The organism is Glycocaulis sp. (assembly GCF_050485565.1).
Classification (GTDB): Bacteria; Pseudomonadota; Alphaproteobacteria; order Caulobacterales; family Maricaulaceae; genus Glycocaulis.
Map to the genome: position 1 here is coordinate 69,720 of NZ_JBJHBQ010000009.1, position 13,456 is coordinate 83,175.

The window sequence follows — 13,456 nt, forward strand, 5'->3', positions numbered from 1 at the left end:
GGGCAGGTCTGTTATTGCGCGCCCTCATGCATTATATGCGGTGCAACATCAGCCAGCCGGGGAAACCCAATGCAGCTCACCATGATGAAGGCCAAGCTTCACCGCGCCAGCGTGACGCGCGCCGATCTCCACTATGAAGGATCGATCTCGATCGATTCCGATCTGCTTGATGCGTCGGGCATTCTGCCAAACGAGCAGGTGGATGTGCTCAACATCAATACCGGTGCCCGCTTCACCACCTATGCCATTCCGGCCCCGCGCGGCTCGAAGACATTCGGGATTAATGGCGCGGCTGCACGCCTGGCGCAGGTTGGAGACCGCATCATTGTGGTTGCCTATGCGCAGATGGACGCAGAGACCGCGCGCCAGTTCGTGCCGAACGTGGTGCTGCTGGATGAAGACAATCAGGTCGTGAGCGCCCCGAAGGCGGCGTGAGGCTTCCTGCTTTAAAATAAAAAAATCCCGCCGGTTTGCGCCGGCGGGTTTTTTTTGTGCGTTTCAGCGCCGCCTAGTCGAACAGCGAGTCGATGGCGTCCTGGTCGAGCGCGATCATCTCGTCAACCGCGTCCTGCGCGACCTCGGGGCCGCCAATGGCCGGGCCATTGAGGTGGAGTTTCTTCTTGCGCTCGGCCTCGGCGATTTCGTCCTCGTCGGCCTCGGCATCGTGCACGCCCATGGTGGCGGCAAAGCGGCTGACGCGCTTCTCCACATGACGCAGGGATTCCACCACTTTGGAGACACGCTGGCCGGACAGATCCTGGAACGAGCACGCTTCGATAATGCGCATCATCGCCTCATCGACCTGGGCCTTGTAGGCAGCGATGTCATCAGGCTTCTCGCCAAGCAGGGTCTCGGCTTCCTGCATGATGGTCTCGGTCGCCCGCTCGGTGTCGGTGACAACGGCTTCCAGTTCCGCGCCTGCGGTCGGAATGCGCTGTTCCTTGATATCGTTCGGGCGCAGCTTGGAAATCTCGGTGCGGGTCCGGGCGATATAGTCGGCGATATAGACAAATTCCTTGTGGATCGATTGATCCAGCGATCCAAAGAAGAGCTGCATGGTGTCGGTCAGCTGCTGCGCAAGCGACAGCACTTCCATCACCTGACCGTCTTTCAGGTCCTTGGTCTTCAAACTGGCGAGCGACTCGCGCACGCGCGCGGCAACTTCAGCGGCGGGCATAGCATCCCTCCTTCATAAAAAGCAGCAATATTCCGGTCGTCAGAGCGGGCTAGAAATCGCCGATAACGGCGACCATCTTCGCTTTCAGCGTGCCGGCATTGAACGGCTTGACGATGTAGTTGTTCACGCCAGCCTTTTTCGCCGCGATCACGTTTTCCGTCTTGGACTCAGCCGTGACCATGATGAACGGGACACTTTTGGTCGCGTCATCGGCCCGTACGCGCTGCAGCAGCTCGTAGCCGGTCATCGGTTCCATGTTCCAGTCGGAAATCACGAGACCGTATTTCTGCTTTTTCATCTTCTCGAAGGCTTCTGTGCCATCCGAGGCTTCATCGACGTTCTCAAACCCGATCTGGGTGAGAAGATTCCGGATAATCCGGATCATCGTCTTGTAATCATCTACCACCAGAATCGGCATCGACATTTCGACAGCCATACCCGCACCTCCATCCAGACCTTGTTTGTCATCCCAGTTTCCGGCAGGACAGGGCGGTTTTCCCCGCTCTTTTCTCCTCCCGATGTGGCAAAGCTAGACAAGTGCAGTCAAAATTCGGTTAAACACCCGGCAGAAAAGCGCGAAAATGCGGATGGACCTTATGCAGGGCTTTGGAATCAACGAGTTGGAAGTCGGCCAGACGGCCTTCATCACACGTATGGTGGACGATGAGGCGGTGCGCCGCTTCGCCGAGGTGTCGGGTGACTTCAATCCTTTGCACCTTGATGAGGCGTACGCGGCGCGCACACCTTTTCGCGGGCGCATCGCCCATGGCGCGCTGATCGCCTCCTATATCTCGTGCGTGCTGGGCAATCATCTGCCCGGTCCCGGCGCGGTGTTTGCCGGCATGACGATGCGCTTTGAACGCCCGGTGCGCCTTGGCGACACCGTGATTGCCCGCGCGACCGTGACCAGCATCGATATCAAGCAGCGCCGCGTCATGCTCGACTGTACCTGCGAGGTCGAAGGCGAGCTGTGCATGAAGGCCGAAGCCGAGGTGATGGTCCGCAAGCGCCGGGCCGCATCCGAATGAGCGGCGTTGCCGCTCTGGGTAATTTCGACGGTGTACACGCAGGACATCGTGCGGTGCTGGATGTTGCCCGCAATCTTGCGAACCGTATCGGCTCGGTGCCTGTCGCGGCTGTTTTCAGCCCGCATCCGCGCCGCCTGTTCCGCGCCGACGAGCCGCCTTTCCGCCTGATGAACGACGCCCAGCGCGAACGCGCGCTGCTGGCGGCCGGTGCACAGCGCGTGGACACGATCCGTTTTGATGCGGCGCTGGCCGCGATGACGCCAGAGGCTTTCGTGCGCGATGTGCTGGTGGGGCAGCTGGCGCTGGACGGCGTTGTGACGGGGGCTGATTTCTGCTTCGGCAAGGGCAGGGCGGGCAATGCCGATACGCTTAAAGCCCTCGGTGCGCAGTATGGTCTTGCCGTCGATATCGCGCCGACGCTGATTGCCGATGATCTCAAAGAGCGGGGCAAGTTTTCCTCCAGCGCGGTGCGCAATGCCCTGCGTGAAGGGGATGCGGAGGCGGCCGCCAGCCTGCTGGGCCGTCCCTGGGCCATTGAAGGCGAGGTGGCCCATGGCGATAAGCGCGGGCGCACGCTGGGTTTTCCCACGGCCAATATCGCCCTTGGCGACTATCTGCGCCCGAAAGCGGGCGTCTATGCAGTGCGGGCAAAGCTGCCGGGCCGGGCAGAACCGGTGGGCGGGGTGGCCAATATCGGCAGGCGTCCGACCGTGGAGGGGACAGAAGAACGTCTCGAGGTCTTCTTCTTCGACTTTTCCGGTGATCTTTATGGCAAGACGCTGGAGGTGGAGCTGATTGGCTTTATCCGCGAGGAGCGCCGCTTTGACGGGCTGGACGCGCTGAAAAACCAGATCGCAGCTGACAGCGATGAGGCGCGCGCGCTTCTGGACCGCCAGCGCGGGGCCTGATAGACCGGCAGCCATGAGCACACAGCGCTTTCATATCATCGCGCGTATCCCGCGAATTACCGGCCCGGCCCGCGCCTGATCCCGTTCTCCAACGGGCCGCGCGTCAGCCGGGGTTTTTCCAAGTCACGATGATCTGAAACGACCGATATCAGAAACGGGATACGCCGCCATGAGCGACGCGACTGCCACCGACACCCGCGACTACAAAGACACGCTTTTCCTGCCCGCGACCGATTTTCCGATGCGTGCGGGCCTGCCCCAGAGCGAGCCGAAATGGCTGGAACGCTGGGAGGCGGCAAAGCTTTACGAACAGATGCGCGAAACGGCCAAAGGCCGGGAGCTGTTCGTGCTCCATGACGGCCCGCCTTACGCCAACGGGCATATCCACCTTGGGACCGGCATGAACAAGATCCTGAAGGATTTTGTCGTGCGCACACGGCGCATGGCCGGGTTCGATGCGCCCTACCGTCCGGGCTGGGACTGCCACGGCCTGCCCATCGAATGGAAGGTGGAACAGAATTTCCGCGCCAAGGGCAAGAAGAAGGACGATGTGCCGGTTGCCGAATTCCGCAAGGCATGCCGCGACTATGCTGCCGAGTGGATCGATGTGCAGCGCGCCGAGTTCAAGCGCATGGGCGTGGCCGGTGAGTGGGACGATCCCTACACCACCATGGCGTTCGATGCCGAAGCGGCGATTGTCTCGGAGTTTCTGAAGTTCGTCGACAAGGGCCTGGTCTATCGCGGTTCATCGCCGGTGATGTGGTCGCCGGTAGAGCAGACGGCTCTGGCCGAAGCCGAGGTGGAGTATCACGACAAGGTTTCCACCACGATCTGGGTGAAATTCCCGGTGCGCGGCGTGAAAATGGATGGTTCGGGCATTGCTCCGGGGATGGCAGGCGCGAGCGTGGTCATCTGGACGACGACGCCGTGGACGATCCCGGCCAACCGGGCGATCTGCTACTCGAAGAAAATTTCCTACGGTCTCTATGAGGTCGAGGGCGCGGATACTGGCGCTGACTTCCTCCCCTGGGCGCGCCCCGGCGACAAGCTGATCGTGGCCGACGCGCTGTGGGAAGACGTCGCCAAAGCGGGTTTCATCGTAAAGGCCAAGCGTCTGGGCGACGCCGATGTGGAAGGGCTGATCTGCTCCCACCCGTTTGCCAAGACCGACAAGTACTGGGATTACCGCGTGCCGCTGCTCGATGGCGATCACGTCACCGACGAGCAGGGTACGGGCTTTGTCCACACCGCGCCGGGCCATGGCGCGGAAGACTATGTCGCCTGGATGGCCAACAAGGTCTGGCATGATCCCAAGGAGCCGATCCCGCACACTGTCGGGCCTGACGGGGCCTATCTGCCCCACATCCCGCTGTTTGCGGGCATGGAGATCGTGCGCACGGACGGCAAGAAGGCCGGTCAGGAAGGCCCGGCCAACAAGGCTGTGGTCGATACGCTGATCGAGGCGGGCAATCTTCTGGCGCGCGGGCGGCTGGAGCACTCCTATCCGCACTCATGGCGGTCGAAGGCTCCGGTCATCTTCCGCAACACCAATCAGTGGTTCATCGCCATCGACAAGGATATGGGCGATGGCACGACGCTGCGTCAGCGCGCCCTGGAGGCCATCGACGCCACCGAATGGACGCCCAAAACCGCGCGTAACCGCATCCATGCCATGGTGTCGGACCGGCCGGACTGGCTGATCTCGCGCCAGCGCGCCTGGGGCGTGCCGTTGACCATCTTCGTCAACAAGGCGACGGGCGAAATCCTCAATGACGCAGGCGTCAATGCCCGCATCGTGAAAGCGGTGGAAGCCTCTGGCGCGGATGCGTGGTTCGAGGCCGACGCGCAAGACCTGCTGGGCGATCAATACGACGCGGCAGACTACGAGCAGGTCACCGATATTCTCGATGTCTGGTTTGATTCCGGCTCCACCCATGCCTTTGCCCTGCGTGAGGGCGAGTGGCCGGCAGACGTGTATCTGGAAGGCTCCGACCAGCATCGCGGCTGGTTCCAGTCCTCGCTGCTGGAGGCTTGTGGCACGCGCGGGCGCGCGCCCTATAAGGCCGTCGTGACCCACGGCTTCATCGTCGACGAGAAGGGCATGAAGATGTCCAAATCGCTCGGCAATGTGCTCGCGCCGAACGCGCTGGCCGAGCAGTATGGCGCGGACATATTCCGCCTGTGGGTGGCAAGTGTCGATTACAATTCCGACCCTGCCTTTGGCGAACGCATCCTGCAATCGGCGGTCGACGCTTATCGCAAGCTTCGTAACACGCTGCGCTATCTGCTCGGTGCGCTCGATGGCTTAAGCGATGCCGAGCGCGTTGAGCCTGCAGACATGCCTGCGCTGGAGCGCTTCATGCTGCATCGCATGGCAGAGCTCGATACGAGTGTGAAGGCGGCCTATGCGGCCTATGATTTCAAGCGGGCCTGGTCGGCGCTGTTCAATTTCTGCGTCAATGATCTCTCCGCCTTCTATCTCGATATCCGTAAAGACAGCCTCTATTGCGACCGTCCCGACGCGCTCCGCCGCCGGGCCGCGCGCACCGTGATGGCCGAATTGCTGGACCGCCTCGCCCTGTGGATGGCGCCGCTGCTTCCCTTCACGATGGAGGAGGTGTGGGCCTCGGGCTATGGCGCAGACGCGCCTTCCGTCCATCTGGAGACGTTCAGGGACGTGCCAGCGGACTGGCTGGACGAAACGCGCGCCGAACGCTGGCGCACGATCCGCCGTCTGCGCCGGGGCGTGACCGCCGCGCTGGAAATCATGCGCCGCGACAAGGTGATCGGCTCCAGCCTTGAGGCTGCGCCGGAGGTCTATGTCACCGATCCGGCCTACCGTGCCGCGCTGGACGCCGAAGCGCCCGGCGGCGTGGACGATTTTCTAGCCGAGCTGTGCATTACCAGCCAGGCCCATCTGAAAGACGGGGAGGGGCCTGCAGACGCCTTCCGTACCGAAGACGCGCCGGGCGTCGCCGTGGTCTTCAAACCTGCCGAGGGCAAGAAATGCGCCCGCTCATGGCGGATCACCACCGATGTCGGCTCCGATGCGCGCTATCCCGATCTGTCGGCGCGTGATGCGGACGCCGTGGCCTGGTATGATGCGCGCAAGGGCAATGCCGCATGAGTGCGCTCGCCCGCTATATCCCGTCCGCGCGGCTCGCCGCGATAGGCGCAGGGCTTGCCGTGCTTGTGATCGTGCTCGATCAGGCGTCCAAGCTATGGGTGCTGCACGGGCTGGGCTTCATGGAAAGCGGCGCAGGCACGCGGATCGAGGTGCTGCCTCCCTGGTTCAATCTGACCATGGTGTGGAACCGGGGCGTGAGCTTTGGCCTCTTTGCTGCCGACAGCCTGTGGGTACGCATTGTGCTGATTGTGTTCTCACTGGCTGTTGCTGGCGTGATCGCCTTCTGGATGACACGGGCAGAGCGCAAGCTGCAGGCGCTGGCCTTTGGCCTCATCATTGGCGGAGCCGTTGGAAACGTGATTGACCGCGTCGCCTATGGCGCGGTGGCGGACTTTCTGGACTTTTCCGGCCTGTGGTTTCCTTACGTCTTCAACGTGGCCGATGCGGCCATTTCGGTGGGCGTGGCCGCGCTGGTTCTGGATGTCTTCGTAAACGGTAGCGAACGCAAACCGGTGCCGCCCGTAGACGGAATGTCAGATTAAACTATCCTCATCCCTGCCGCTAAGGGTGGCGTTCCCCGCCAAGCCTCTGTTAGAAGTAGGCAAGAGTTTTCCAGTTTCAGGAGCGTCTTGATCCATGCGCGTCCAAAATATTCTTGCTGTGGCTGCGATGGCCCTTGTCGGCGCGAGCGCCTGCACGTCTGGCGTCCGTCAGGCTCTGGGTACGGAGCGCACCGCGCCGGACGAGTTCCGCGTCGTGACCATCGCGCCGCTGACCGTGCCGCCGGAATACTCCCTGCGCCCGCCGGCCCCCGGCCAGCTGCGCCCGGAAGACATCTTCCCGGACCAGCAGGCGCGCCGCGCCCTGTTTGGTGATTTCTCCTCAGAGAATGCCAGCCGCGGCGAGATCCTTCTGGCAGCCCGCGCCGGCGGTGCAGATGCCAACCCGAATGTGCGCGCGCTCATCGATGGCGAGACGGCGGCTGTCGTCCGCAAGAATGAAGGCTTCGCTGACCGGCTGATTTTCTGGCGCTCGGAAACCTCTGTGCCCGGTGCCGACCGTGCAACGCCCATTGATGTGGACGAAGAGCGCCGCCGTATTGCGGAAGTGACCGGCGGCGGTGATGTCACCATCGTGCGTCCGCGCCGTTCGGGCCGGAAACTGCCGGGGCTTTAGGTTTCACGTCTGCCAGCCAGTGAATTGAAAACCCCGGATGGCAACATCCGGGGTTTTTGTTGCCTCTTGCCGGTTTCCTCCCCCGCCTGTGGGGGAGGTGTCAGCGCAGCTGACGGAGGGGGGAAACCTTTCTTTTCAAGATCTCCCCCCTCGGTCCTTCGGACCACTCCCCCCGTAAACGGGGGGAGAAACCAGGCGGGCCCTACCCCGTCTCGTCCGTATTCAACCGGCCCAGCAGGTCGTGCAACCGGCCGGCATCATCCTCGCCGAGCCGCTCGGCCAGTTCGGCATTTATCTCGCGCAGAGCCTGATCGGCCTTGATGGCAAGCTCGCGCCCAGCCTCGGTCAGGGTGACGATGGCACCCCTCTTGTCGCTGCTGTCCTGGCTGCGCGTGACAAGACCGGCCGCCTCCATGCGCGTGACAAGGCCGGTAACGGCAGGCGCGCCCAGCGCCAGCGTCTCGGAGATCGCGCCCATGCGCCGTTCACCGCGCCGCATCAGTAGAAAGAGCACGGCAGACTGCGCCGCCGTTACGCCCGCCTCACTGCGCAGACGGGCGTCCGCCTGCCGGTGCAGCCGCCGGGCGGTGATTTCCAATAGCAGGTATAGCCGCCGGTCGACGGCGCGAGCGCGTGCCATAGCCCTTGATGGCTTGATTCAAGCGCGTCTGGAAAGAACTATCCGGTAAATCGCCAGACGCGTGCGAGGCGCACGTCGCGGTCTTCGAGGTCCCGGCTGACCGGCGTGTCATACCGCGCCAGCGGCTCCAGCTTTTCCTTCGGCAGGAAATGACGCCCCGGATCGCCGATCAGCACCACGCAGCCGCGCTGGTGCAGCGTCTGCAGCCAGTCTGCGATGCGCTGTGCGCCCGCTCCCTCATAGAACACATCCCCGGCCAGCACGACATCCCAACCCTTGTCGGTGCCGACCAGATCAGCTTTCTCCGCCTGAATCGTCACGCCGTTCAGTGCGGCGTTGGCCAGAATCGCCTCTACCGCAAACGCGTCGATCTCGCTGGCATCCACGCGTGTGGCACCGGCCCTGGCTGCGCCAATGCCCGCAATGCCGCAGCCGCTGGCAAAATCCAGCACGTGGCGGCCCGCCACGAGGGCGGGATTGTCCATCAGATAGCGCGCCAGCGCCTGTCCGCCCGCCCAGGCAAACGCCCAGAAGGGCGGCGGCAGACCCGCTTCACCCAGCGCTTCTTCGGTCTGCTGCCAGATGGCTATGGTCTCATCGGCCAGATGAAAGCGCAGCTCCGGCGTCAGCGGCGCGGAGGCGATGCGTGTGTGGGCGGCGATGAAGGATTGCGGATCGGCTATCATGCTTGCCGTCTAACCCCGCGCGAGGCGCTGCGCCAGCAGCTATGCGTCTCCGGCAGGGATGAAGCGCAGCGCAATGCCGTTATTGCACCAGCGCTGGCCGGTGGGCTGTGGGCCATCCTCGAACACATGGCCCTGATGCCCGCCGCAGCGCGCACAGTGATACTCGGTGCGCGGCGTCCAGATACGATAGTCTGGCTTTGTGTTCACCGCCCCGTCCAGCGGTTGCCAGAAGCTCGGCCAGCCCGTGCCGGATTCGTATTTGGTTTCAGACGAGAAGAGCGGCAGGCCGCACCCGGCGCAGGCGTAAATGCCCTCACGGGTCTCGTCATTGAGCGGGGAGGAGCCGGGCCGCTCGGTGCCTTCGCGGCGTAGCACGTTGAATTCGGCAGGGGTCAGGCGCTCGCGCCACTGCGCTTCGGTCAGGTTGGCCCAGTCAATGCCATCCTCGCTGGCGGGCGGTGGGCTGGCAGAGCCGCTATTGGCAGGCCCGCAGGCGGCCAGCGATATGCCGGAGAGAAGGGCAAGGCGGCGCGTCAGCATGGCAGGCTCCCTTACATCACGCTCCACAATGTAGCGTGAGACGGTGGTCCGGCCAGTTGCGCCCCATCACATCGGCGCGAGTGCGCCCAGCAAGAGCGCGGCCAGCAGGATCAGGCCCGCCTCGCGGTTGGACTTGAAATGGGCAAGGCAGGCCGGGCCATCATCGGGCCGGAAACGCGAAGCCTGCCAGACCAGATGCACCGCATAGGCGGCAAAGACGGGCGCAAACACCAGCCCGGCACCGGCCTTGATGGCCGCCAGAGCGGTCAGCACCAGCGATGCGCCGTATATGGCGCCGACTGCCGGGCCGATAGCGCTGCCGAGCGCGCGGGCGGAGGATTTCACGCCCACAAGCGCATCGTCCTCCATGTCCTGGCAGGCGTATATCGTGTCATAGCCCAGCGTCCAAAGGGCCGCGGCGGCGTAGAGCAGGCTGGCCGCGATCCAGTCGGTGCCGCCCAGCGCCGCATAGCCCACCAGCACGCCCCAGTTGAAGGTGAGGCCCAGCCAGACCTGCGGCCACCAGGTAATGCGCTTCATAAACGGATAGGCGGCCACCAGCAGCAATGCCGCCAGAGCAATACCGATTGCCATGAGTGGCAGGAACAGGAGCACCAGCGCACCCACCGCGCACTGCGCGGCCAGAAATATCAGCGCCTGTCTGACGCTGATCGTGCCTGCGGCCAGCGGGCGGTCTGCCGTGCGCGCCACTTTCGCGTCGAGATCGCGGTCGGCAATGTCGTTCCAGGTGCAGCCCGCCCCGCGCATCGCAATCGCACCGATGGCAAACAGGGCCGCATATCCGGCCATGGTCCAGCTCACGCCCGTCTCGATAGCCGCCAGCGCCAGCCCCTGGAAGCAGGGAATCGCCAGCAGCCAGAAGCCTATCGGCCGGTCATAGCGGGCAAGACGCAAGTATGGCCGCCAGCTTTCCGGCGCGCGGTCCACAAAGGTGCGCGGGACGGAATCGGCTACGCGGCGGTCGCGTGCCTTGCTGTGGGGGCGTTTAGCGTTCATGTCCGACTAGTTATCGTGCCGGATGCCTGCCGCATAGCCCTTGACGCTTGGCGTATGGACGCACCGGCGCTAGAGGGGAGGTCATGGTCACCACACCCCGCCTTTTTGTCGATGCGCCGCTGAGCGAACGCGCTGAGCTGATCCTGCCGCGCGAGCAGGCGCACTATCTCGTCAATGTCATGCGCCGCGAGGCCGGTTCGCCAGTGCGCGTGTTCAATGGCCGGGACGGTGAATGGCAGGCGATTGTCGCCGAAGCCTCGCGCAAGGGCGCGTCCCTGCTGGTTGAAAGCCGCTTGCTCGAGCAGACAGGCGTACCGCCTTTGCGCCTGTGTTTTGCGCCGGTGAAGAAGGCGCGCACCGATTTCATCGTCGAGAAGGCGACCGAGCTGGGCGTGGCGCGGATCCAGCCCGTCATTACCCGCCGCACCCAGTCCGAGCGCGTGCGTACCGACCGCCTGCTCGCCCTTGCCACCGAAGCGGCTGAACAGACCGAGCGGCTCTGCCTGCCGGGGGTGTCAGAGCCGGTGACGCTGGAGCGCCTGCTGGCCGACTGGGCGGAGGGCGAGCGCCTGATCTTCTGTGATGAGGCAGGGGACGGGGAGGGCGCCTGGGGCGGGCCGGAAGGCCGCGCGCGGCCCATGGCGGACATGCTGCAGAGCGAGACGGACCCGTCAGGCCCGTGGTCCATCCTCATCGGCCCGGAGGGCGGGTTTGACGAGGCGGAGAGGGCGCACCTGCGCTCGCTGCCATTCGTGCGTGCCGTCACGCTGGGGCCGCGCATATTGCGGGCCGACACGGCTGCGGTGGCCGCGCTCACACTCTGGCAGGCGGCGCTGGGGGACTGGCGCTATCTGTCGGCCGACAGATAGATCGCCTGAGCGGCCTCAAGTGAGGCCAGCGCCGCATCAATCATTCCCAGCCGATGCTGGACGGCGGCGAGCGTGTGGAGGCCGCGCGCGTAAACAGGGCTGTCCTCACTGCCAAGGCGGGCCCGGACCTCCAGATTCTGCATTGCGATGTCCAGCGCTTCTTCCGGGCTGCCGTGAACGGCGAGGTGAAGGGCATAAGCGTCCAGAATGCTTGCGTGCGCATCCAGTCTATCGCCCGCATATCGATGATCGCCCAGCACCCGGAGCGCGTGTGCAAATGCGGGTGCGGCGTCATCCGGGCGGTTCTGGATGTGGACCGACAGGGCGAGGTGTTTGAGCGCCCGCGCGATTTGGGCCCTTGGAAAGTCGGCGCGCGCCGCCAACGCGTCGTAGCGCTCACGCGCATTGGCTTCCGCTTCGGCAAAACGACCCAGCGCGAACAGCGCCCTCCAGACGCGCTCGGACGCTGCGGCTGTCTCAAGGCCCGCCTCGCCATCAATGCGCCGGAGGATGGCGTAGTGCGCTTCCAGCAGAGGCAGGGCGGCGGCGTGACCGGAGACCTCCTGCACGCCAATAGCATGGTTGAGCAGACGGGCTGCAAGATCGTGCGACCAGGTATTTGGGTCAGCGGCAGCGGCCTCATAGGCGGCCATGGCAGACGCATGCAGCTCGGCGAAGGGCGCGATATGCATTTCCTGTGCGGACGCCATGCCCGTGACGGCCATCGCCAGAACCGCACTCGAAAGCCAGCTGCGCATACCCCCTCCTGCCGTTTGCCGCACTCTAGCGCACCGGTGAGAGTGGCCATCTGACAAATATCGACAGGCCATGCCCTTGCCGGTTGGCGTTCGCCCGCATAAGTGACGGAGACCTCGAACGGCTGGGAGACCGGGACACGATGAGCGGCACCTACACGCCCGGCGGCGAAGGCCCCCCCATTGAAAGCAAGGATCAGCTCATCGCCCATCTCGCCTCGGGCGAGAAGCCGCGCGAAAGCTGGCGCATCGGCACCGAGCACGAGAAGTTCGGCTTTACGCTGGAGGGGCACCGCCCACTCCCCTATGAGGGCGACGGGCCGAGTGTGCGCAAGATGCTCGAAGGTCTCACCCGGTTTGGCTGGGAGGTGATCGAGGAGAACGGCAAGCCGGTTGCGCTCAAACGCAAGGGCGCGTCCATCACGCTGGAACCGGGCGGGCAGTTTGAGCTTTCGGGCGCGCCGCTGGAAAATCTCCATCAGACTTGTGCCGAGGTGAACGGGCATCTGCGCGAAGTGCGTGAAGTGGCCGATGAGATTGGTGCAGGATTCCTGGGGCTGGGCTTCTCGCCCAAATGGTCTCTGGAAGAGACCCCGATGATGCCGAAAGACCGCTACAACATAATGAAGGCTTATATGCCCAAGGTCGGCGGGCTGGGCCATCAGATGATGTTCCGCTCCTGTACGGTGCAGACCAATCTCGATTTTGGGTCAGAGGCCGATATGCGCGCGAAGTTTCGCGCCTCCATGGCCCTGCAGCCCATCGCCACGGCGCTCTTTGCCAACTCGCCCTTCGCCGATGGCCGCCCGAACGGCTTTGTCTCCTACCGCGCCCATGTCTGGACCGATGTGGACCCGGACCGCACCGGCATCCTCCAGTTCGTGTTCGATGAGGGCTTCACCTACGAGCACTATGTCGATTGGGCGCTCGATGCGCCGATGTATTTCGTCAAGCGCGAGGGGCGCTTCCTCGATGCGTCGGGGCAGAGTTTCCGCGACTTCCTCAAAGGCAAGCTGCCGGCCCTGCCGGGCGAGCTGCCCGTCATGGGTGATTGGGAAGATCACCTCTCCACGCTCTTTCCCGAGGTGCGCCTGAAGACCTTCCTGGAACAGCGCGGCGCCGATGGCGGGCCGTGGAATAATCTGTGCGCGCTGCCTGCGCTCTGGGTGGGCCTGCTCTATGACGATACTGCCCTCAACGCTGCGCTGGACCTTGTGAAGGACTGGACGGCGGAAGAACGCGTCGCGCTGCGCCTTGGCGCGGCCCATTGCGGGCTGAAAACACCCTTCCGCAACACCACGATGCAGGACCTCACCAAGGAGGTGCTGGCCATCGCCCGTTCGGGCCTCAAAGCGCGCGCCCGCCTCAACCATCATGGCGAGCACGAGGCGGTCTTCCTCGATGATCTCGATGAAATCGCGGCCAGCGGCATCACGCCCGCCGAGCGCCTGCTGGCGCTCTATAACGGACCGTGGAATGGCTCTGTGGAGCCGATCTTCAAGGAAGCGGCGTATTAGGGGGTTCCCCTCGTCC

The 13,456-nt window shown here is 64.0% G+C and carries 15 protein-coding genes; 8 read left to right on the forward strand and 7 right to left on the reverse strand.

Going from position 1 to position 13,456, the window contains the following annotated elements:
* The first annotated feature begins 69 nt into the window (after window positions 1–69).
* Window positions 70–435: an aspartate 1-decarboxylase gene (panD, locus tag ACQ5ID_RS11175; protein ID WP_429912523.1), complete on the forward strand. Its 366-nt coding sequence runs from the start codon at window positions 70–72 to the stop codon at window positions 433–435.
* Between the two features lie 73 nt (window positions 436–508).
* Here panD and ACQ5ID_RS11180 read toward each other — a convergent pair whose 3' ends face one another.
* Window positions 509–1,177, reverse strand: coding sequence for a protein phosphatase CheZ (locus tag ACQ5ID_RS11180; RefSeq protein WP_429912524.1), 669 nt, complete (start codon window positions 1,175–1,177; stop codon window positions 509–511).
* Between the two features lie 49 nt (window positions 1,178–1,226).
* Window positions 1,227–1,613 carry a response regulator gene (locus ACQ5ID_RS11185; protein ID WP_127565869.1) on the reverse strand — a complete coding sequence of 129 codons (387 nt, stop codon included), beginning with the start codon at window positions 1,611–1,613 and terminating at the stop codon, window positions 1,227–1,229.
* Window positions 1,614–1,758: 145 nt separating this feature from the next.
* Between ACQ5ID_RS11185 and ACQ5ID_RS11190 the strand changes: the two genes are divergently transcribed.
* From ACQ5ID_RS11190 to ACQ5ID_RS11210, 5 genes are all read left to right on the forward strand, one after another.
* Entirely contained in the window at window positions 1,759–2,205 is a 447-nt protein-coding gene (locus ACQ5ID_RS11190) for a MaoC family dehydratase (RefSeq protein ID WP_429912525.1), read from the forward strand.
* A complete protein-coding gene (locus tag ACQ5ID_RS11195) occupies window positions 2,202–3,113 on the forward strand; it encodes a bifunctional riboflavin kinase/FAD synthetase (protein WP_429912526.1) in 912 nt (303 codons plus the stop codon). The genes ACQ5ID_RS11190 and ACQ5ID_RS11195 overlap by 4 nt, the downstream gene beginning before the upstream one ends.
* 169 nt (window positions 3,114–3,282) lie before the next feature.
* Window positions 3,283–6,240, forward strand: a complete 2,958-nt coding sequence (gene ileS, locus ACQ5ID_RS11200; RefSeq protein WP_429912527.1) for an isoleucine--tRNA ligase — start codon at window positions 3,283–3,285, stop codon at window positions 6,238–6,240.
* Complete coding sequence (gene lspA, locus ACQ5ID_RS11205) at window positions 6,237–6,782, forward strand: signal peptidase II (protein ID WP_429912528.1); 546 nt, start codon at window positions 6,237–6,239, stop codon at window positions 6,780–6,782. The genes ileS and lspA overlap by 4 nt, the downstream gene beginning before the upstream one ends.
* A 94-nt stretch (window positions 6,783–6,876) precedes the next feature.
* Window positions 6,877–7,416, forward strand: coding sequence for a DUF3035 domain-containing protein (locus ACQ5ID_RS11210; protein WP_429912529.1), 540 nt, complete (start codon window positions 6,877–6,879; stop codon window positions 7,414–7,416).
* Window positions 7,417–7,618: 202 nt separating this feature from the next.
* On the opposite strand, the gene ACQ5ID_RS11215 is transcribed toward ACQ5ID_RS11210, so the two are convergent.
* From ACQ5ID_RS11215 to ubiA, 4 genes are all read right to left on the reverse strand, one after another.
* Window positions 7,619–8,056: a MarR family winged helix-turn-helix transcriptional regulator gene (locus tag ACQ5ID_RS11215; RefSeq protein WP_429912530.1), complete on the reverse strand. Its 438-nt coding sequence runs from the start codon at window positions 8,054–8,056 to the stop codon at window positions 7,619–7,621.
* Between the two features lie 38 nt (window positions 8,057–8,094).
* A complete protein-coding gene (locus ACQ5ID_RS11220; protein ID WP_429912531.1) occupies window positions 8,095–8,742 on the reverse strand; it encodes a class I SAM-dependent methyltransferase in 648 nt (215 codons plus the stop codon).
* 39 nt (window positions 8,743–8,781) lie between these two features.
* Entirely contained in the window at window positions 8,782–9,282 is a 501-nt protein-coding gene (msrB, locus tag ACQ5ID_RS11225; protein ID WP_429912532.1) for a peptide-methionine (R)-S-oxide reductase MsrB, read from the reverse strand.
* 66 nt (window positions 9,283–9,348) lie between these two features.
* Complete coding sequence (gene ubiA / locus ACQ5ID_RS11230; protein ID WP_429912533.1) at window positions 9,349–10,299, reverse strand: 4-hydroxybenzoate octaprenyltransferase; 951 nt, start codon at window positions 10,297–10,299, stop codon at window positions 9,349–9,351.
* 83 nt (window positions 10,300–10,382) lie between these two features.
* Here ubiA and ACQ5ID_RS11235 point away from each other — a divergent pair, with 83 nt between their 5' ends.
* The gene (locus ACQ5ID_RS11235; protein WP_429912534.1) at window positions 10,383–11,168 is read left to right on the forward strand and encodes a 16S rRNA (uracil(1498)-N(3))-methyltransferase; all 786 of its coding nucleotides are present in this window, start codon (window positions 10,383–10,385) and stop codon (window positions 11,166–11,168) included.
* Here ACQ5ID_RS11235 and ACQ5ID_RS11240 read toward each other — a convergent pair.
* Window positions 11,147–11,926, reverse strand: coding sequence for a tetratricopeptide repeat protein (locus ACQ5ID_RS11240; protein WP_429912535.1), 780 nt, complete (start codon window positions 11,924–11,926; stop codon window positions 11,147–11,149). The two genes, ACQ5ID_RS11235 and ACQ5ID_RS11240, sit on opposite strands and share 22 nt — an antisense overlap.
* 140 nt (window positions 11,927–12,066) lie before the next feature.
* Here ACQ5ID_RS11240 and ACQ5ID_RS11245 point away from each other — a divergent pair, with 140 nt between their 5' ends.
* Window positions 12,067–13,440 carry a glutamate--cysteine ligase gene (locus tag ACQ5ID_RS11245; RefSeq protein WP_429912536.1) on the forward strand — a complete coding sequence of 458 codons (1,374 nt, stop codon included), beginning with the start codon at window positions 12,067–12,069 and terminating at the stop codon, window positions 13,438–13,440.
* The last annotated feature ends 16 nt before the right edge of the window (window positions 13,441–13,456 follow it).

Coding starts and splice junctions, on each gene's coding strand:
- ACQ5ID_RS11180 (WP_429912524.1), bottom strand. CDS start 1,177: ATGCCCGCCGCTGAAGTTGCCGCGCGCGTGCGCGAGTCGCTCGCCAGT.
- msrB (WP_429912532.1), bottom strand. CDS start 9,282: ATGCTGACGCGCCGCCTTGCCCTTCTCTCCGGCATATCGCTGGCCGCC.
- ACQ5ID_RS11235 (WP_429912534.1), top strand. CDS start 10,383: ATGGTCACCACACCCCGCCTTTTTGTCGATGCGCCGCTGAGCGAACGC.
- lspA (WP_429912528.1), top strand. CDS start 6,237: ATGAGTGCGCTCGCCCGCTATATCCCGTCCGCGCGGCTCGCCGCGATA.
- ACQ5ID_RS11220 (WP_429912531.1), bottom strand. CDS start 8,742: ATGATAGCCGATCCGCAATCCTTCATCGCCGCCCACACACGCATCGCC.
- ACQ5ID_RS11190 (WP_429912525.1), top strand. CDS start 1,759: ATGCGGATGGACCTTATGCAGGGCTTTGGAATCAACGAGTTGGAAGTC.
- panD (WP_429912523.1), top strand. CDS start 70: ATGCAGCTCACCATGATGAAGGCCAAGCTTCACCGCGCCAGCGTGACG.
- ACQ5ID_RS11185 (WP_127565869.1), bottom strand. CDS start 1,613: ATGGCTGTCGAAATGTCGATGCCGATTCTGGTGGTAGATGATTACAAG.
- ACQ5ID_RS11240 (WP_429912535.1), bottom strand. CDS start 11,926: ATGCGCAGCTGGCTTTCGAGTGCGGTTCTGGCGATGGCCGTCACGGGC.
- ACQ5ID_RS11215 (WP_429912530.1), bottom strand. CDS start 8,056: ATGGCACGCGCTCGCGCCGTCGACCGGCGGCTATACCTGCTATTGGAA.
- ileS (WP_429912527.1), top strand. CDS start 3,283: ATGAGCGACGCGACTGCCACCGACACCCGCGACTACAAAGACACGCTT.
- ubiA (WP_429912533.1), bottom strand. CDS start 10,299: ATGAACGCTAAACGCCCCCACAGCAAGGCACGCGACCGCCGCGTAGCC.
- ACQ5ID_RS11195 (WP_429912526.1), top strand. CDS start 2,202: ATGAGCGGCGTTGCCGCTCTGGGTAATTTCGACGGTGTACACGCAGGA.
- ACQ5ID_RS11210 (WP_429912529.1), top strand. CDS start 6,877: ATGCGCGTCCAAAATATTCTTGCTGTGGCTGCGATGGCCCTTGTCGGC.
- ACQ5ID_RS11245 (WP_429912536.1), top strand. CDS start 12,067: ATGAGCGGCACCTACACGCCCGGCGGCGAAGGCCCCCCCATTGAAAGC.